Source organism: uncultured Psychroserpens sp. (genome assembly GCF_947494225.1).
In the GTDB taxonomy this organism is placed as follows: Bacteria; Bacteroidota; Bacteroidia; order Flavobacteriales; family Flavobacteriaceae; genus Psychroserpens.
In genome coordinates this window covers 92,354-111,409 of record NZ_CANLUG010000008.1, presented here as the reverse complement: position 1 = coordinate 111,409, position 19,056 = coordinate 92,354, and the positions used below count along the sequence as shown (strand labels likewise).

Here is a 19,056-nt window from a genome sequence, read left to right as displayed (position 1 = left end):
TACTTTTGCAATGATTTTTTAAACTGAATTTTATTAAATAACTTGCATCAAAATCATATCAAAAATGCGATCAATTAAAACTTTCATAATCACTGTTTTAAGTATCACAATATTCTCATGTGGAAACTCTGGAACTCAAAAAACTAAGTTATCTATTGAAACAGGTGCTAAAAACAATGTGGTTAAACTTGGAGAAACCGTCAATTTATCAATAAAAAACCCTAAGGGATTGGAGATTTCTTCAGTAAACTACAAATTAAATGGAGCTCCTATTGAAGACACATTTCTACTTGATGACGAACGATTAGGCATTCAAACGATTACTGCTACAGTAAAATATGACGATACTTCTCAAGATATTAGCACAAAACTTACTATCCTAAATAATCAAACCCCAAAAGTATATAGTTATAAAATCATTAATACTTACCCACACGACATCACGTCTTATACTCAAGGTTTAGAATTTCATAATGGCGAATTGTATGAAAGTACAGGACAATATGGTGAATCTAAATTGAGAAAGGTAGATTATAAAACAGGTGAAGTTTTACAAAATGTCGATTTAGAAAATCAATACTTTGGTGAAGGTCTAACTATTTTTAACGACCATATTTATCAACTCACATGGCAAGAAGGGCTTGGTTTTGTTTATGACGTCAACACTTTAGATAAAACAAGTAGCTTTACCTACGGAAAAAGTAAAGAAGGATGGGGTATTTGTAACGACGGAACACACATTTATAAAACCGATGGAACCGAAAACATCTGGTTCCTAAACCCTGAAACCTTAGTTGAAGAAGGTAAACTGCAAGCCTACCGCGAAAAAGGAAAAGTTAAAGGTCTTAACGAATTAGAATGGGTTAACGGAAAAATTTATGCAAACCGATATCAATTTAACGGCGTTGCTATTATAAATCCTAATAATGGTGCTGTTGAAGCCGTTATAGATTTCTCTCCTCTCAAAAAATTAGTGACACAACATGATGGTTTAGATGTACTCAATGGTATTGCCTACAACCCCGAAACCAAAACTTTATTTGTTACTGGTAAACGCTGGGACAAACTATTTGAGGTAGAGATTATTGAAAAGTAGCTTTTGCTCAACCAAAAGTCATATTCACTCATTCTCAATTTGAAAGCTATTATGGTTTTTCGTTCTTTGAGTCATGAGAACATCTATTCAAGTTAGCATCCCAGAACCTTGTCATGAAGACTGGAATCAAATGACTCCAAATGAAAAAGGTCGTCACTGCATATCGTGTCATAAAACGGTAACAGATTTTACAGCATCAACAGATGAACAAATCGTTAAAACATTACAAAGTGAGACAAACCTTTGCGGACGATTTAAACCAACGCAACTCCAAAGAAAACTAGTATTAAGCCGAAAAGAGAGAAACAATTATTTATCTTATGTTGCCTCTACTCTTTTTGCATTTTTAAGCCTCGGAGCTCAAGAGGTTAACGCCCAAGGCAAACCTCAAATCATTAAAGTTGACTCTACAGAACACGTCAAACTAAAAGGTAAAACAGTTGTTTCTATTCTTGACCATAAAATGATCACTGTTACGGTTTATGGAGAATCAAAAAACAGATTGGCTTATGCTTTTATTTCATTAAAAGGAAGCACCAACAAGGTGAAAACAAATATGGCTGGAGACGCCACCTTAAAATGTAAAATTAATGATACTATACGTGTTGAATGTAGTGGTTTTGAAACCGTAGATGTACTTGTTAAACAAGCTAGTACTTATAAAATCACATTGGAACCCATTTATTATAAGATTTCTAGTGTCGTAGGCATGGTGTCTTCTGTTGAAGAAGAAAAACGTCCAAATGCATCGAATGTCCAAATTATTGGGAGAATAAGCCCTACATCAATACCAATTCCAACAAAAAAAGAACGTCGCATGCTTATTAGAAATGGAACTATTGAACGTACTTCTGTTGGAAATTTTCTATATAATATAAGTTCTATTTTCAGAAGGAAAGAATAATATCTACTTTTAAGTTTTATTTCAAAAATGAAGGTATGCAAACGCACGAACAGCAGCTTATTGTTACAAAAGACCATTTAGATGAAAGGCAACATGTTAACAATGTGCGCTATGTAGAATGGGTTCAAGACCTAGCCGAAGCACATTGGCTTTTAAAATCAACAGATGCTATGAGAGCCGAATTTTATTGGGTTATGATAAGCCATCATATTCAATATAAAGCCGAAGCTCTGTTGGATGATCTTTTATTGCTTAAAACTTATGTGACCAAATCTCAAGGTGTTAAATCAACAAGAATAGTTGAGATTTATAATGCTGCAACAGGTCAACTGCTCACGAGCTCGGAAACTATTTGGTGTTTTATGTCTTTCCAAACTCATAAACCAACTAGAATTCCAGAAAACATCAACTCCTTGTTTAGTTAAAAGAACATTAAAAGCACTGTTAAAGTCTCTTAATTAGCATATGCCTATTCTCAAAATTCTTTTAATTTGAGATAACAACCATCAACATAACCATTTGAAATTACTGCGATTATTTATCTTGCTAATTATCCCTTTGTGTTCAAATGCACAAACAATTAAGGGTATAATCTATGATGCCGAAGCCACAATTAAAGGGGCTAAATTTGTCAATAAAACTCAAAACATTTTAACCTACTCAAATGGTAAAGGTGTTTTCGAAATTGAAGCAAAACTTAACGACACCATTGTTGTAAGTTCCCTTTTCCATCATCAAAAAACCATTACAGTAACTCAAAATTATTTTGGTCAAGATGTGGTTATTGAACTCAAGAAGGTAACTAATGAACTTGATGAAGTTGAAATATCTAAGGTTAACGAAAAGAAAGTGGATACACTGCTCATTGCAAGTACAACAGCAAAACAAGGACAAATAGCCTTTAAAGAACGTGTGTTTGGAAGTGGTAAAAATTTACAACCTACACTCGATTTGATTAAGTTGGCAAACTTAATAGGGAAACTCTTTAAAAAGAAAGAGGAAACTATTAAAATTATTGAAGTTGAAGATCTACAAAAGCTATTTAAAAAAGGCGCACTTTTTAATGAAAAGTTCTTACGTGATGAGCTTAAAATTCAAAAACAGCACGAATACTTATTCTTTGTTTATTGCAATGCTCAGCAACTAAACTCATCATTACTCTCAAAAAGTAACGAGTTTAGTCTCTTAGATGAACTACTTAAACATAGTAAAGCCTTTAACATTCTTCTTGAAGAACATAACAAAAAAGATTAACCCTAAATATTTTTTTACATCTATACTAAAAGATGACTTCAAAAGTTATATTTTAGTGCCTCCATGCACAATTAGTGCTTTAATACTATGTTTTAGAATTAAAAACCATTATAATTTAAATGGAAAATTCATAATTAGTACCAAAACATCTTAAAATCAACAGTTTAAGAGCTATAAAAAGAATAAAACGAACAGATGAAACGACTTTTATATTTTCTACTTACCATTTCTATACTTATGCTTTGGAGTTCATGTCGTAAAGATTTTGATTTTTCTCCCAGTACTGGAAACTTAACATTTTCAAAAGACACAGTCTATTTAGACACGGTTTTTACTAACATAGGATCTAGTACGTATAATTTAAAGGTATATAACAGAAGTAACGAAGACATTTCAATTCCAACAGTTCGCCTTGGACAAGGAGAAGCATCTAATTATAGATTAAATGTAGACGGACTTCCTGGAAAAGAATTTCAAAATGTCGAGCTTTTAGCCAATGACAGCTTATTCATTTTTGTTGAGACCACTGCTGATATACAAGACCTCGCCCAAAATAGCTTAGAATTTTTATACACAGATGCTATTGAATTTGATAGCGGTAATAATTTGCAGAAAGTAGAATTGGTAACTCTTATAAAAGATGCAGTGTTTATCTATCCAGATAGAGACAATACAACAGGCATTATTGAGACACTAACCTTTGATACTGATGGCGATGGCACTCCAGATGAAACACAAATACAGGGGCGTTTTCTTGAAGATGATGAACTTACGTTTACCAATGAAAAACCCTATGTTATTTATGGCTACGCCGCTGTAGATGAAGGTGATGTCTTAACAGTAAATGCAGGTGCTCGTGTTCATTTTCATGCCAATTCTGGTTTACTTGTAACTAATAATGCATCTTTAAAAGTAAATGGCGCATTGAGTAACGATCCAGAATTATTAGAAAACGAAGTGATTTTTGAAGGCGATCGACTAGAACCTGGGTTTGCCGATATTCCTGGACAATGGGATACTATTTGGCTATTTAACGGAAGTGTTGATAACGAAATTAATTACACTACTATCAAAAATGGAACTGTAGGTATTTTGTCTGAAGGTGATGCCACGGCAACCAATGATAAATTAACCATTAATAATTCGCAAATCTATAATTCTAGTAATTTCGGAATTTTAGGACGTGCGACCTCAATAGCTGCCGAAAATCTAGTTATAAATAATTCTGGACAATCCTCTTTTGCTGGTACTGCAGGAGGGAAATATAATTTTACCCATTGTACTATAGCTAATTATTGGAATAATAGCTTTAGACAGTTCCCTTCGGTGTTACTTAATAATTTCTTTACAGATATCAACGGAAATGACAATGGTTTAGATTTAATTGAAGCTAATTTTAACAACTGTATTATCTTCGGAAATGATAATCCAGAGATCATTTTGGATGATATTAACGACGGCTCGGCTTTTACGTTTAAGTTTACTAATTGCCTAATTCGTTTTCAGGATAGTAATAATAACTTCCCTCAAGAACAATATAATATTAGTAATGGGGACTTATACGATGATTGTATTTTTAATAGTGATCCAGATTTTAAATTACCTTTTGAAAACATGCTGATGATTGGTGATGATTCTGCAGCAAATGGTGAAGGGGATCCATTATTTTTAATTACGACAGATATTTTAGGAACAACCAGAACATCTCCTCCAGATATTGGAGCTTATCAGCATGTAACTTTTGATGAAGATTAACGTTGTTTTGGAACAATTATTGATGCCTTTTAAGCAAGTTAAACCTTAAAAAAATCAATAACTATGGCATCTAAAATTCTAATTAAAAGTATCTTTCTTTTGTGCATAACTTTGAGTTTCACAAATCTTCAAGCGCAACAGCACGAAGTTGAACTTCTGGGACTTGAAACCATTCAATTTAGTACAATCAACAACGATGATGTTTATTATTATACTGGTCAAATCCGTTTAAAAGACCAACAAACATTTAATGGTTTAATCAGTATCAACCATAAGCGCTATAAAGATTACACTACAATTTTAAAGACAAAAGACAAATGTGTTTACATACCTAATGAAAACATCGATACTGTTATTTTGTATAAAGACGATAATCGAGATTATACCGAAACAACCTTTGTTTCAATTAAAGGTCATGACAAATTGTTTCGGGAAATCTATAAAAAAGACAATAGTACCATTGTTTATGATTTGCTAAAAAAACCATTTGATGGTAAAATAATGAACGACATTTACATCAAAGAAAATGGCAAGTTGGTTAGTATTTTTAATTTTTGGTCTTCTGGTCCCAAAAAAGATTTAATTAACTACATCAATAAAAGAGACACAAAAACGTATAAAAGACGCGACTTTAAGTCTTTAAAAGACCTCTTTGCAAAATTATAGATTAACAAGCAGTTAACATGTTTGATAGGGTTATTTCATTAACTTAATTGCTTAATTAAAAACTCTAACAACCATGAAACGCATTATTTTTGTCCTTTTAATAACTTTAAGTGCACAAATATGTATCGCTCAGTCTGCAAAAGAAGGCGTTACAAAAGCATGTATGAATTATCTAGAAGGCTTTTACGAAGGAGAGACAACAAAACTTAAAGCCAGTCTGCAGCCTACACTCCATAAATTTGGATTTTGGAAAAATAAAGACAAGGTTGATTATCGCCAAGTTAAACATATGTCATTCGAGCAAGCCTTGGCATTTGCAACAGACGTTAAAGACAATAAAAAATTTCCAGCTAAAGATGCTCCCAAGGAAGTAACTATATTGGATATTGGTGAGACCATTGCCGCTGCAAAAGTTAAAGCATGGTGGGGAATTGATTTTATCCTCTTGTCAAAACGTGGAGATAAATGGATGATTGAACAAGTCCTTTGGGAAGGCCCACTAAATAAAGAGCATTAAATATATTGGCCTTTCAAATTGAAAGGTCTTTTTTATTTCATTTTTGAGAAACGACTCTAGTTCTTAATAACCTGTCATAAGGTGTTTCTAATGTTACAGCGAGAATCATGTATAAGACATATCCAATGAACAAAATTATCCCTATCAAAGTTGCAATTGGAAACGCAGCATGTTCATTAAACCAAATAGGCTCAGGCAAGTTCAAACCTATATGAATTAATTCCCAAGGTAACAGTTTAAGCGCTGTTCTCTTAAGACCTGTTAGTACTGAAATTTGCGAATTGGGTATAGTATTCAATACTTTCAATCCCATTATTCTTTTCCCAATAGTTGTCTTATATTTTGACGTTTCAGAACATATAAAATAGAGCCAAGTTGGTAATGAAATTGTTAGCCAAACATACATTTGAACATTCCACCCTACTCTAAACCAATCTTCTGTAATCCCAAAATAATTCCGTAGCGGAACTAACACAAATAACTGTAAACACAGCATTACAAAAAGGTATACTATAGTAACATCCATAGTATAGGCTAACGATCTTTTTATAACATAATTAATTTTGCCTGGCATAACCATTTGATTTTTGATCAAATCTACGAGCAAAATTGATTAAGATGTAATAAAAGGGATTGAGCTGTTATAATCCATGTTTCAATTGTCATACTATCTATACCAATTGACAAACTAATACCTAATAAAAAAGCCTTCCAAATTTGGAAGGCCTTTTTTATGTTTTAGGACGCTTACAATTTTAAGCATTAAACAATGGTTTGCCACTCATCATATCATTTACTTTATCTGCAATAGCTTCCAATTTAGCATCGTCTTGATAGTTCATCAAAGCTTCGTCTATAAAACCTACAATGGTTTCCATATCATTTTCTTTTAATCCTCTTGTCGTTATAGCAGCCGTCCCTACTCTAATTCCAGATGTAACAAACGGGCTCTTATCATCAAATGGAACCATATTCTTGTTGACGGTAACATCTGCTTTTCCAAGAGCTTCCTCAGCTTCTTTACCAGTAATATCCTTGTTTCTTAAATCGATTAGCATCATGTGATTATCTGTACCTCCAGAAATAATATGATATCCTCTATCAACAAAGGCTTTAGCCATCGCTGCAGCATTGTGCTTTACCTGAAGCATATAATGCATAAAGTCATCAGAAAGTGCTTCACCAAACGCAATAGCCTTAGACGCTATAATATGCTCTAATGGACCACCTTGATTTCCAGGAAAAACTCCAGAATCTAATAATCCAGACATTTTTCTAAGGTTGCCATTTTTAAGCCTAATTCCAAATGGGTTCTCAAAATTTTCACCCATCATAATTAAACCTCCTCTAGGTCCGCGTAATGTTTTGTGAGTTGTAGTTGTCACCACATGACAATGTGGTAGTGGATCGTTCAAAATACCTTTAGCAATTAAACCAGCAGGATGAGAAATATCGGCCAATAAAATCGCACCAACATTATCTGCAACTTCTCTAAATTTTGCAAAGTCCATATCTCTAGAATATGCCGAAGCACCAGCTATAATTAGCTTTGGTTTTTCTTTTTCGGCAACATCCGAAAGCATATCATAATCGATACGTCCTGTATCTTTTTTTACACCATAAAATGTAGGGTTATATAATTTTCCAGAAAAATTCACTGGAGAACCATGAGTTAAATGACCTCCATGAGATAAATCAAAACCAAGAACAGTATCTCCTGGTTTTAAACATGATGCAAAAACAGCTGTATTAGCCTGACTTCCAGAGTGTGGTTGCACATTTGCATAAGCTGCTCCAAACAAGGTTTTAGCTCTGTCAATAGCAATTTGCTCAACCTCATCAACAACTTCACAACCGCCATAGTAACGCTTACCTGGATAGCCTTCAGCATATTTATTGGTTAAAACAGAACCTGCAGCGTCCATAACTTGGTCACTTACAAAGTTCTCAGAAGCAATAAGCTCTAAACCGTTTATTTGTCGTTCTTTTTCAGCATTTATGAGTTCGAAAATTTGTGAATCGCGTTGCATATATCAAGTTTGAATTAAATTTTACCAAAAATAAGAAATCATTGTATTAAAAAGATTTAAAAAATGGAGTTTAACGCCATGTTTTATGAGCAGGTTATTAACAGGTAAATTTAGTTTAAATTTTTATGGTTTTATGCAATTAAATATGTAGGTTTGAATAGAAAATAAAAACAACAAAACTCTCTATAATATGCCTTTATCTGCAAATAATCCTGATCGCTCATCTTGGTTACACGTTGGAAAAAACTCAGATTTCCCAATTCAGAACATTCCTTTTGGAGTATTTCTTACACGAGATGATATTATAACCATTGGAACTCGAATTGGAGATACAGCCATCGACCTAGGAGCACTACACCAATTAGGTTATTTCGAAGGAATTCCTTTAACAGATGACATTTTTCTTCAAGACACCCTAAATGATTTTATTGCAGACGGAAGAAAAACCTGGCGTTTAGTGCGTAACCGCATTGCCGAAATTTTTGATGCCGAAAATGATAAATTAAAAAACAACAACCCACATAAAGAAATTGTATTATTTCGTTTAGATGAAATTGAAATGCAATTGCCAATTCAAATTGGTGATTACACAGATTTCTATGCGAGTAAAGAACATGCCACTAATGTTGGTACCATGTTTAGAGATCCTGATAACGCTTTAATGCCAAATTGGTTGCATTTACCTGTTGGGTATCATGGACGCAGTTCATCGATTATTCCATCAGGCATACCTATTCATCGACCTCAAGGACAAACAATGCCTGAAGGTGCAAAAAAACCTGTTTTCGGTCCTTCAAATCTTGTTGATTTTGAATTAGAAATGGCCTTTGTAACAACAGATGCCAATGACTTAGGTGAACCAATTCCGATAGATGAAGCTGAAGAATATATCTTCGGACTAGTATTATTTAATGATTGGTCTGCACGTGATATCCAAAAATGGGAATATGTTCCGTTAGGACCTTTCTTAGGAAAAAACTTTGCGTCTTCAATGTCGCCATGGATTGTAACTTTAGACGCTCTAGAACCTTTCAGAGTTGACAGCCCTAAACAAGACCCTAAACCTTTGGATTACTTGCAATCTAAAGGCAAAAAAAGTTTTGACATTCACTTAGAAGCAGCAATACAACCTAAAGGTGCTAAAGAAACTACAGTTTGCAAATCAAACTTTAAATATATGTACTGGAACATGTCTCAACAATTAGCACACCACACTGTTAATGGTTGCCCTGTAAATTCTGGAGACATGATGGGAAGTGGAACTATTTCTGGACCAACAGAAGATTCTTATGGTTCTATGTTAGAGTTGTCTTGGAAAGGAACCAAACCATTAAAAATGAAAGATGGTAGCGAACGTAAGTTTATTAATGATTATGACACGGTTATTATGCGAGGCTACTGTGAAAATGATGGAACACGTATTGGATTTGGCTCTGTGAAAACGCAATTATTACCTGTGTTTAACCCCAAGAAAAAGAAATAAAAACACCTTATTATATATAATTTAAACTCGAGCTAAATAATAAATTTTACCTCGAGTTTTTTCTTTGGCATCATATTTGGAATTGATTAATAAATAATCAATAAAATCCAGAATTATGAAGCAATTACTACTCACAACAGTACTTCTTCTGGTACTAACATCGTGTAGCGGAAGAAAACAAATTGAAAAAGCAATTAGTCATGGTAATTATGACCAAGCTATTAATGACGCCCTACGAAAACTCGAAAATAACAAAGATAAAAAGCGTAAGCAAGATTATATTGTTATGCTCGAAGAGGCTTACTACAAAGTTTTAGAAGAAGACCTACAAGACATCCAGCATTTAAAAAAGGATGGAAACCCTGAGCAATACAAAGTTATCTATGAAATCTATTTGGATTTAGAAGCGAGACAAAATGCTATCAAACGTGTTTTGCCACTACAAATTAATGGTAGAAATTTAAACCTAAAGTTTAATGATTATACTACAGAAATCGTTGATTACAGATATAAAACTTCAGAGTATTTAATAGATGAAGGCATTGCGCTTTTAGATTCTGAAGACAAGTATAACGCTAGAGAAGCCTATAACATATTTAAATATATTGAAAATATCAATCCAAACTTTGAAGAGACCAGAAGTTTAATGACAGAGGCTCATCAAAAAGGAATCGATTATGTGATGGTGTCTATAGAAAACCAAACACGTCAAATCATTCCACAACGACTGGAAGCCGATTTATTAAACTTTGACACCTATGGATTAAATCAGTTTTGGACTGTATATCACGCTAATCAAGTTTCAGATATAAACTATGACTTTGCTATGCAATTACAATTAAAACGTATTAACATTTCACCAGAAGAGGTAAATACGATCCAAAGGTTAAAGCAAAAAGAGATTATTGACGGTTGGGAATATCAAACAGATAGCAATGGTCATATTATGGTTGATAGCCTTGGCAACAAAATAAAAATTGACAAGATTGTTAATGTAAGAGCGCGTTACTTTGAAGTCAACCAATTTAAATCTACGCAAGTTATTGCAGATTTAGTATATACAGACTTAAAAACAAATCAAACACTGGATGCGTTTCCAATTGATAGTGAATTTGTATTCGAACATATTTATGCAACCGTTAGAGGAGATAAAAGAGCGTTAAACAGAAGAGAGTACGATTTAACCCGTAATAGGCCTTTACACTTCCCTACCGATGCGCAAATGGTATATGATACAGGTGAAGATTTAAAACTGAAATTAAAAAACATCATCAACTCTTATCGAATGAGAAGAAGTTGATTCATCTATATATTTCAAGCAAAACTCCCAAAGTAATTAACTTTGGGAGTTTTTATTTCTAAAATTTTGTAGTGATATTTCCAGAAAGGTCAATATTGAAACTACGACCTTCGTCATCTCCAACACTAATCCAATTTTTACTATGGATTCTCATTTTTGGGTACTTTGGTGGAATGAGCTCTTTAAATTCTAAATCCAAAATACCGTGTTTATTATCGGTGCTTACAACAATAAAATCCTCATACTTTCCAACATATCTATATTTAAAATCTAATACGACTGTATCATTTTCATCCACCACACCATTTTTACCATCTATTCCAACAAAATAATAAGTTTTATTATGTTCTTCATCCTTAAATAATGTTTGAACAAAGCTATATTTAGGCGGTATAATTTCTTTGCCTTCTAAATTAACAATACCGCTTTTTCCATCCTTTTTTACTCTGAAATATCTGCCCAACACCACATATTCAATAGTATCATAGATTTGAGGAATCACGATTTCACCTTTAGTATTAATCAAACCATATTTTCCATGATTTAGAGAAAATTTTGATAGACCATGCGTAAAAACAAAATGACTCCTGTACACGTCAAAAGGAATTATAACGTCATTATTTTCGTTAATAACTCCATAGCGATTATTCTTTTTCACACTAGCTACTTCATAATAAAAGGGAAGAGCTTCATCATATATAAAAGGAATTTTAACTTCATTCTTAATATCAACATAACCAAATTTGTTGTCTTTTCCCATTGCAAATAAGTCATGAGTAAATATTGGGTAGCCATTTGAATAATCTAAAGGAACTAGTGTTGTTCCTTGGTAGTCTATTACACCAATTTTCAATTCGGTATTCGATATGTTTTTCACAACCGAATACATCTTTTCAGGTTCAATAACATCTAAGTTTTGAGGGTCTAAATAGTCATTATTAAAAAGTAATATGTCGTCATATATAAATGGTATTACGACTTCATTATTATAATCAACAACACCATGTTTCCCACCTTTTATGCACACAAACCTTTCTGTGTCCTGCGGATAATAATCTTTAACATAATCATACTCCAAAGGCAATATGATAGCACCTAAACTATCCAGAACTCCTCGCTTTTTGGTTTTACTGCTCGTAACATATAGGACGTTATCTTTCAAATAAACATTGGAATATGCGCCTTCCAAAATCTTCTCAAACTTGGAATTATATACTTCGGTTAAATCATAGTTTTTGCGCGCAATGTCGTACTTGCCATATGTTGAAATTCTATCATAAACAGGTTCTAGTAAAATGTCCCCATATGCATTTAGTAAACCGCTTCCTTCCTTTGTTTTTATAATATAATTGCCTTCTCGGTTATATTCTATATTTTCATATGTTTCGGGACGTAATTCCCCTGTTTGCCCGTCCTGCAATTGATACAATTTAGTTTCAAAATCGTAAAATATTTCAAACTGTTGAGCAGATAGCATATTTACATAAAGTAAAATCAGAAACGTAAATATGGCTTGCTTTAGCGCTTTCATATGATTAAGAAATCACTAAATAAACTGTTCCAAATCAATGTCATTTATAGCTCCATGAGATGCATGGGCAACAGTAGATCCATTTTTTATAATGAGTAATTGTGGTGACTGATGAATCACCTGAAATTTATACCCTATTTCATTAGATACATCCCTAAAACTAAGTAAATCCAAATAATACAAATCAACATTCGCATCCACATCATAAGCACTAACAAATTGGTTCATCACCATACTGCTTATACCGCAGCGTGTTGAATGTTTAAAAATAACTTGCGTTTTTGACTGTGATCGCTTCATAATGTCATCTAATTGTGACACATGAATTAAGGCTTGCCAAGGCAATACTTTTTCTTCTTTTGGTTCAGATGAACCGAATATACTTTTTAAAAATCCCATAGTTAATTTTTATATAAATTATGTATGTATAAAATACATTTACATTGTATAAGTCGTACCTTTAATATAATCTTACAAACTGACGAAAAGTCACGTTATCACACACTAAATCGGTCATTTTGTCGTTTAATTTTCATCATTTGCAATTGGTAAGGTTATTGACTTATCACTAGCATAAATTACTAATATAATAATAGTTTAAAATATATGAATTTTAATAATTATACAATAAAATCTCAAGAGGCCATTCAGCAAGCTCAGCAACTAGCTCAAAGTATGGGACATCAACAGATAGAAAACGAACATATTGTTAAGGCTATTTTTGAGGTCGATGAGAACGTACTACCATTCATTCTAAAGAAATTGAATGTAAATATAGACATACTGAAATTAGCATTAGATAAACAAATAGAAAGTTTCACTAAAGTTTCGGGAGCAGATTTAATGATCTCCCGCGAGGCTAGTAAAGCATTAAATGAAGCATCCATTATTGCAAAAAAAATGAATGATGACTTCGTTTCTATTGAACATTTGATTCTAGCAATCTTTAAATCAAAAAGTCAAATTGCTCAAATGTTAAAAGATCAAGGTGTTACCGAAAAAGGACTTAATGCTGCTATCGAAGAATTACGTAAAGGTGATAGGGTCACATCTCAGAGTCAAGAAGACACCTATAATTCACTTAATAAGTATGCAAAAAACCTCAATCAACTTGCTAAAGATGGAAAATTAGATCCCGTTATTGGTCGTGATGAAGAAATAAGACGAATTCTTCAAATTTTATCTAGACGTACTAAAAACAACCCTATCCTAGTTGGAGAACCTGGAACGGGTAAAACTGCTATTGCAGAAGGCTTAGCACATCGTATTGTAGATGGTGATATTCCAGAAAATCTCATTGATAAGCAAATTTATGCGCTAGATATGGGTGCTCTTATAGCAGGCGCAAAATTTAAAGGCGAGTTTGAAGAACGACTAAAAGCTGTAATTAAAGAAGTAACGACTAGCGATGGCGACATTGTTTTGTTTATAGATGAAATCCACACTCTTGTTGGTGCGGGAGGCGGACAAGGAGCAATGGACGCTGCCAATATTCTAAAACCAGCTTTAGCGCGTGGAGAACTCCGCGCTGTTGGAGCAACTACCTTAGACGAATACCAAAAATATTTTGAAAAAGACAAAGCACTCGAACGTCGTTTTCAAAAAGTAATGGTTAATGAACCAGATACAGAAAGCGCCATATCCATACTAAGAGGTATCAAAGAAAAATATGAAACACATCATAAGGTACGTATTAAAGATGAGGCTATCATAGGCGCTGTTGAACTGTCAGAACGCTATATTACTAATCGCTTCCTTCCTGATAAAGCTATAGACCTTATGGATGAAGCAGCTTCGAAATTGCGTATGGAAATCAACTCCAAACCAGAAGAACTGGATGTGTTGGACAGAAAAATCATGCAACTCGAAATTGAAATTGAAGCCATTAAACGCGAGAAAGATGAAGTAAAACTTAAAGCATTGCGTGCCGATTTAGCAAACCTAAAAGAGGAGCGTAATGAAATTAACGCAAAATGGAAAAGTGAGAAAGAAGTTGTTGATAATATCCAAACAGCAAAATCGAATATTGAAGACTTTAAACTTGAAGCCGAACGCGCCGAACGTGAAGGTGACTACGGAAAAGTAGCCGAAATTCGCTATGGTAAAATTAAAGAGGCTCAAGAACAGTTAGAAGTATTACAAAAAGAATTGAAACAAAATCAAAATGAAAGCTCTCTAATTAAAGAGGAAGTTACGTATGATGATATTGCAGAAGTGGTTGCGAAATGGACAGGTATTCCAGTAACAAAAATGCTTCAGAGCGAACGTGATAAACTTTTAAAATTAGAAGACGAATTGCACAAACGTGTTGTAGGGCAAGAAGAAGCTATAACAGCTGTTAGTGATGCCGTTAGACGCTCTAGAGCTGGCCTTCAAAACCCTCAAAAACCAGTGGGAACCTTTTTGTTTTTAGGAACCACAGGTGTAGGAAAAACAGAATTAGCAAAGGCTTTAGCCGAATATTTATTTGATGACGAGAACGCCATGACAAGAATAGATATGAGCGAATTTCAAGAAAGTCATAGCGTAAGTCGATTGGTTGGAGCACCTCCAGGTTATGTTGGATATGATGAAGGTGGACAACTTACGGAAGCTGTGAGAAGAAAACCATATTCAGTTGTTCTACTAGATGAAATTGAAAAAGCTCATCCTGACACTTTCAATATTCTTTTGCAGGTGCTAGATGAAGGACGTTTAACAGATAATAAAGGTCGTGTAGCAGATTTCAAAAACACTATAATTATCATGACCTCAAACATGGGAAGTCAGATTATTCAAGAACGTTTTGAAGCTACTAAAGACATAGACTCTGCCATCGAAATAGCAAAAATCGATGTTCTTAGCTTACTAAAACAGAGCGTACGACCAGAATTTTTAAATCGTATAGACGATACCATAATGTTTACGCCGCTGAGCAAAGCAAACATAAAAGATATCGTTGGCTTGCAGTTAAAGGGTGTTCAAAAAATGATTGCAAAACAAGGAATCACTTTTGATGCCACGCCAGAAGCCATAGCATATTTGGCCGAAAAGGGATATAACCCGGAATATGGGGCTAGACCTGTAAAACGTGTGATTCAAAAAGAAGTATTAAATGCTTTAAGTAAAGAAATCTTGTCGGGACAGATAACAACCGATAGCATTATTTTACTAGATTCATTTGATAATAAACTCGTATTTAGAAACGAAGCTAGTTTCGTCTCAGAAGAAATTTAAATGATACTGTAACAAAATCTTTGTACAACAGTCTTTTAAGTGGTTGGTTAGTTGAAAAGCAACGTAAGTTTTAGAAATAAAACGAGCGTTGCTTTTCCGTTTTACAAACTATAAACACCTGACAATTAACGATTACTTCGGATAAAATTTACTATTTTTATAAGAATTAATCCCTTTTATCATGGCTACAAAATACACTACCTCGCTCCTATTAATTCTTATTTGCACTTCCGTTTACGGACAATGGATTGATTTTGATGACGAAACCGATTCACGTATAGTTATTACCAATGTTACAGGAAACAACGATATCAATGCTGTAGATGATCAAGAAAAAGACTTAGCTGTAGGTGATTTTGATAGGGATTCAAGAATGGATTTGGTTGTCGTAAGAAAAGCACCATTTTCCTCTCCTGGAGCCAAAACTGACTTACTATTTATGAATAGAGACGGCGTTTTAACAGATGAAACCCACCTTTATGCTCCGGAATTCTTATCGGATGTCACAGATTCTAGAGATGTAATTTGTATTGATGTTAATAATGACGATTGGCCAGATTTATTTGTCATTAGCACTTTTGAAGATCAGCCTAAATTATTTATTAATCAAGGAAATGATATTGATGGTAACTGGCAAGGGTTTGAAGATGAGACAAGTACACGTTTACCCACAATAACTGTCAATCCTATCCAATTTTGTGCTGGCTGGGGAGGCGATCTCACAGGTAACAACTTTAATGATTTATACATGATAAATTATGCGCCTTCAGGAAACGCTCGCGATGTTTTACTCATCAATGATGGCACTGGAAATTTTACAGACGAGACCATAGCCCGTTTAGGAGATTTAAGAAATTCTAGCTTTGGTACTGGTGTAGAATTTCACGATGTTGATAACGATTCAGACTTAGACATTATTAAAAACCTAGGGTTAAACGATATTACTCCATTTAATACCAAAGGCACCATAATTTTATATAATAATGGTGATGCCACATTTACCAACTGGCAAAGACTTCCAGGACCAAATCCTTATATGTTTACCGCAGGTGATTTGGATGATAATGGCATGCTCGATTTTTACTTAGTTGATGATGCTGCCGATTATGTCGATAAAATCACAAGTGTTGTGATAGATCAAAACGTCACATCAACCCAATATAATATGCCTACCAATAGAACTGACGGTTTCGGTGGAAATGTAAAAATGGTGGATATTGATGATGATGGCGATTTAGATGTAGGTCTATCTAGTGTAGATACAGATCTTCCTCCTTGTGAAACTAGTGCGATTAGGCGATTTATTATTTTTGAAAATGACGGCCTACATAGTGGAAATTTAACGCATCCATATGGAGATACCATGAACCCATGGAACGTTTCGACCTATGACCATGACTATATTGATATTAATAATGATGGTTATATGGATATCATTCTTGGAACTTGCGACGGCTATAAAATTTTCATGCAAGAGAACACGACACTCTCAAGTGAAGAACTAGATACCGAAAATAGGGTGTCCATAAAACCAAACCCCAGCGACGGACTCCTCACAGTGTCGTTAAGCGATGCCATGATAGCTAATTTTTCAATTCATGTGTATAGCATTAACGGTAAACAACTTCTAACTATAGACGACAATAACAGCAATAGAATTTCTAATGACATAACGATAGACATTAGAAACCAAATAAGTAGTGGCATCTATTTTTTAAAAATTAAATCTGGCGTAGAAACTATAACGAAAAAAATAATTATTGACTAAACATCTAATAAGTCCTTACATCTAGCCAGTTGTTGCTTAAACATAGTTTCGCTCATATCAACGCGCCACGTTGGTACAATCCTTTTGCTTAATTCTTTCCCTTTTTCAGAGTGTAGAAGTTCTGGAAATGCTTTATCTAAAACGTCTAACATAACGTGTGTTGCTGTTGATGCACCAGGTGAAGCCCCTAATAAACAGGTGACACTTCCATTCTCACTGCTTACCACTTCAGTTCCAAATTGTAGAACTCCCTTTTCAAATTCATTTTTCTTGATAATTTGAACGCGTTGTCCAGCAACTAACAATTCCCAATCTTCACTTTTAGCCTCACTATAAAACTTCCGAAGTTCTTGCATACGATCTTCATGATTCATTGTCACCTGCTCGATAAGGTATTTGGTTAATGGAAGATTGTGCCAAAACGCTCCCAACATAGGTGAAATATTATTCCATTTTATAGACTTAAATAAATCTAGGTTTGATCCTTGTTTTAGAAATTTAGGGCTAAAACCAGCAAAAGGTCCAAATAACAACTCTCGCTTCCCATTAATAAAACGTGTATCAAGATGAGGCGTAGACATTGGTGGATCATTTGGTCCTGCCTTGCTATAGACTTTAGCAAAATGTTGCTTAATTATGTCCTCATTTTTACAAACCAACCATTCACCACTTACGGGAAAGCCTCCATAGCCATGTTTCTCAGGAATCTCAACTTTTTGTAACAGCAATAAACTACCGCCTCCAGCACCAATAAATACGTGATGAGCATCATAGTACTTTTTTTGATCAGTTTTTAAATCTCTTGCAATTATAGACCATTCAATATCCTCATCAGGATCTATGTCAAGCACCTCATGATAGCACTGCACTTTGGTATCAAATTGTTCGTCTAGGATTGAAAATAATTGCCGCGTCAAATTTCCGTAGTTAACCTCTGTCCCTCTATCAATTCTGCTCGCAGCAATTGGCTCATCTGTTGCTCTTCCGTTAGCTATCAGCGGGAACCACTCCTTCATTTTATCAATCTGTTCTGTATATTCTATATCGTCAAACATAAAATGTGATTTCATAGCTTCATAACGACGCTTTAGATAACTCACATTTTCGGCACCATAAACCCAACTATGATGCGGAACATGCTGTATAAAATCTTGAGGGTTTTCTATCAATCCTTGTTCAACCAAAAAAGACCAAAACTGTTTAGATACTTCAAATTGATTACAAATTTTAATCGCTTTCTTTATAGACACATCATTATGCTCATTGGTTGGGCAATAATTTAATTCACATAAAGCAGAATGCCCTGTACCAGCATTATTCCATGCGGCCGAACTTTCTAAAGCAACAGCTTCTAGACGTTCTAAAATGAGAATATTCATATTAGGATCAAATAACTTAGCCATTAGCGCTAAAGTCGCACTCATTATTCCTGCACCAACACATATTAAATCATAGTCTTTATCGATATGAACAGTAGTTTTACTCATGTTTTTTTTATAAATATAATCAAGTAAATCGAGTTTTTTATACTTTTAA

The 19,056-nt window shown here is 34.0% G+C and carries 16 protein-coding genes; 11 read left to right on the top strand and 5 right to left on the bottom strand.

Annotation, left to right across the window (positions count from 1 at the left end):
• Window positions 1–64: 64 nt before the first annotated feature.
• From Q0893_RS16785 to Q0893_RS16755, 7 genes are all read left to right on the top strand, one after another.
• The gene (locus Q0893_RS16785; RefSeq protein WP_299277832.1) at window positions 65–1,096 is read left to right on the top strand and encodes a glutaminyl-peptide cyclotransferase; all 1,032 of its coding nucleotides are present in this window, start codon (window positions 65–67) and stop codon (window positions 1,094–1,096) included.
• Between the two features lie 73 nt (window positions 1,097–1,169).
• Entirely contained in the window at window positions 1,170–2,000 is an 831-nt protein-coding gene (locus tag Q0893_RS16780; RefSeq protein WP_299277829.1) for a hypothetical protein, read from the top strand.
• 35 nt (window positions 2,001–2,035) lie between these two features.
• Complete coding sequence (locus tag Q0893_RS16775; protein ID WP_298903892.1) at window positions 2,036–2,425, top strand: thioesterase family protein; 390 nt, start codon at window positions 2,036–2,038, stop codon at window positions 2,423–2,425.
• A 94-nt stretch (window positions 2,426–2,519) separates the two neighbouring features.
• Window positions 2,520–3,254 (top strand): hypothetical protein, encoded by a 735-nt coding sequence (locus Q0893_RS16770; protein WP_299277825.1) that lies wholly within the window; start codon window positions 2,520–2,522, stop codon window positions 3,252–3,254.
• A 195-nt stretch (window positions 3,255–3,449) separates the two neighbouring features.
• A complete protein-coding gene (locus tag Q0893_RS16765) occupies window positions 3,450–5,009 on the top strand; it encodes a hypothetical protein (protein ID WP_299277822.1) in 1,560 nt (519 codons plus the stop codon).
• Window positions 5,010–5,072: 63 nt separating this feature from the next.
• On the top strand, window positions 5,073–5,675 hold the full coding sequence (locus Q0893_RS16760) for a hypothetical protein (protein WP_298903895.1): 603 nt from the start codon (window positions 5,073–5,075) through the stop codon (window positions 5,673–5,675).
• Window positions 5,676–5,748: 73 nt separating this feature from the next.
• Entirely contained in the window at window positions 5,749–6,192 is a 444-nt protein-coding gene (locus Q0893_RS16755) for a nuclear transport factor 2 family protein (RefSeq protein WP_299277820.1), read from the top strand.
• Window positions 6,193–6,229: 37 nt separating this feature from the next.
• Here Q0893_RS16755 and Q0893_RS16750 read toward each other — a convergent pair whose 3' ends face one another.
• Both Q0893_RS16750 and glyA read right to left on the bottom strand, forming a co-directional pair.
• On the bottom strand, window positions 6,230–6,766 hold the full coding sequence (locus Q0893_RS16750) for an RDD family protein (RefSeq protein ID WP_299277818.1): 537 nt from the start codon (window positions 6,764–6,766) through the stop codon (window positions 6,230–6,232).
• Between the two features lie 181 nt (window positions 6,767–6,947).
• Window positions 6,948–8,222, bottom strand: a complete 1,275-nt coding sequence (gene glyA / locus Q0893_RS16745) for a serine hydroxymethyltransferase (protein WP_298903898.1) — start codon at window positions 8,220–8,222, stop codon at window positions 6,948–6,950.
• Window positions 8,223–8,412: 190 nt separating this feature from the next.
• On the opposite strand from glyA, the gene fahA reads away from it, so the two are divergent.
• Together fahA and Q0893_RS16735 are read left to right on the top strand one after the other, a co-directional pair.
• The gene (gene fahA, locus Q0893_RS16740; protein WP_299277815.1) at window positions 8,413–9,705 is read left to right on the top strand and encodes a fumarylacetoacetase; all 1,293 of its coding nucleotides are present in this window, start codon (window positions 8,413–8,415) and stop codon (window positions 9,703–9,705) included.
• Between the two features lie 115 nt (window positions 9,706–9,820).
• Window positions 9,821–11,005, top strand: coding sequence for a hypothetical protein (locus Q0893_RS16735; protein ID WP_299277813.1), 1,185 nt, complete (start codon window positions 9,821–9,823; stop codon window positions 11,003–11,005).
• A 58-nt stretch (window positions 11,006–11,063) separates the two neighbouring features.
• On the opposite strand, the gene Q0893_RS16730 is transcribed toward Q0893_RS16735, so the two are convergent.
• Window positions 11,064–12,536 (bottom strand): WG repeat-containing protein, encoded by a 1,473-nt coding sequence (locus Q0893_RS16730; RefSeq protein ID WP_299277812.1) that lies wholly within the window; start codon window positions 12,534–12,536, stop codon window positions 11,064–11,066.
• A gap of 15 nt (window positions 12,537–12,551) precedes the next feature.
• Window positions 12,552–12,935, bottom strand: a complete 384-nt coding sequence (ytxJ, locus tag Q0893_RS16725) for a bacillithiol system redox-active protein YtxJ (protein ID WP_298903902.1) — start codon at window positions 12,933–12,935, stop codon at window positions 12,552–12,554.
• A gap of 207 nt (window positions 12,936–13,142) precedes the next feature.
• Here ytxJ and clpB point away from each other — a divergent pair, with 207 nt between their 5' ends.
• Both clpB and Q0893_RS16715 read left to right on the top strand, forming a co-directional pair.
• Window positions 13,143–15,752, top strand: coding sequence for an ATP-dependent chaperone ClpB (clpB, locus tag Q0893_RS16720; RefSeq protein WP_299277809.1), 2,610 nt, complete (start codon window positions 13,143–13,145; stop codon window positions 15,750–15,752).
• Window positions 15,753–15,933: 181 nt separating this feature from the next.
• Window positions 15,934–17,520, top strand: a complete 1,587-nt coding sequence (locus Q0893_RS16715) for a T9SS type A sorting domain-containing protein (protein ID WP_299277807.1) — start codon at window positions 15,934–15,936, stop codon at window positions 17,518–17,520.
• Here Q0893_RS16715 and mqo read toward each other — a convergent pair.
• Window positions 17,517–19,007, bottom strand: a complete 1,491-nt coding sequence (gene mqo, locus Q0893_RS16710) for a malate dehydrogenase (quinone) (protein WP_298903905.1) — start codon at window positions 19,005–19,007, stop codon at window positions 17,517–17,519. The genes Q0893_RS16715 and mqo overlap by 4 nt on opposite strands.
• Window positions 19,008–19,056: the final 49 nt, after the last annotated feature.

What these genes read in the sequence shown, in the direction of transcription:
- Q0893_RS16785 (WP_299277832.1), top strand. Translation starts at nt 65, where the DNA reads ATGCGATCAATTAAAACTTTCATAATCACTGTTTTAAGTATCACAATA.
- Q0893_RS16780 (WP_299277829.1), top strand. Translation starts at nt 1,170, where the DNA reads ATGAGAACATCTATTCAAGTTAGCATCCCAGAACCTTGTCATGAAGAC.
- Q0893_RS16775 (WP_298903892.1), top strand. Translation starts at nt 2,036, where the DNA reads ATGCAAACGCACGAACAGCAGCTTATTGTTACAAAAGACCATTTAGAT.
- Q0893_RS16765 (WP_299277822.1), top strand. Translation starts at nt 3,450, where the DNA reads ATGAAACGACTTTTATATTTTCTACTTACCATTTCTATACTTATGCTT.
- Q0893_RS16760 (WP_298903895.1), top strand. Translation starts at nt 5,073, where the DNA reads ATGGCATCTAAAATTCTAATTAAAAGTATCTTTCTTTTGTGCATAACT.
- Q0893_RS16755 (WP_299277820.1), top strand. Translation starts at nt 5,749, where the DNA reads ATGAAACGCATTATTTTTGTCCTTTTAATAACTTTAAGTGCACAAATA.
- Q0893_RS16750 (WP_299277818.1), bottom strand. Translation starts at nt 6,766, where the DNA reads ATGCCAGGCAAAATTAATTATGTTATAAAAAGATCGTTAGCCTATACT.
- glyA (WP_298903898.1), bottom strand. Translation starts at nt 8,222, where the DNA reads ATGCAACGCGATTCACAAATTTTCGAACTCATAAATGCTGAAAAAGAA.
- fahA (WP_299277815.1), top strand. Translation starts at nt 8,413, where the DNA reads ATGCCTTTATCTGCAAATAATCCTGATCGCTCATCTTGGTTACACGTT.
- Q0893_RS16735 (WP_299277813.1), top strand. Translation starts at nt 9,821, where the DNA reads ATGAAGCAATTACTACTCACAACAGTACTTCTTCTGGTACTAACATCG.
- Q0893_RS16730 (WP_299277812.1), bottom strand. Translation starts at nt 12,536, where the DNA reads ATGAAAGCGCTAAAGCAAGCCATATTTACGTTTCTGATTTTACTTTAT.
- ytxJ (WP_298903902.1), bottom strand. Translation starts at nt 12,935, where the DNA reads ATGGGATTTTTAAAAAGTATATTCGGTTCATCTGAACCAAAAGAAGAA.
- clpB (WP_299277809.1), top strand. Translation starts at nt 13,143, where the DNA reads ATGAATTTTAATAATTATACAATAAAATCTCAAGAGGCCATTCAGCAA.
- Q0893_RS16715 (WP_299277807.1), top strand. Translation starts at nt 15,934, where the DNA reads ATGGCTACAAAATACACTACCTCGCTCCTATTAATTCTTATTTGCACT.
- mqo (WP_298903905.1), bottom strand. Translation starts at nt 19,007, where the DNA reads ATGAGTAAAACTACTGTTCATATCGATAAAGACTATGATTTAATATGT.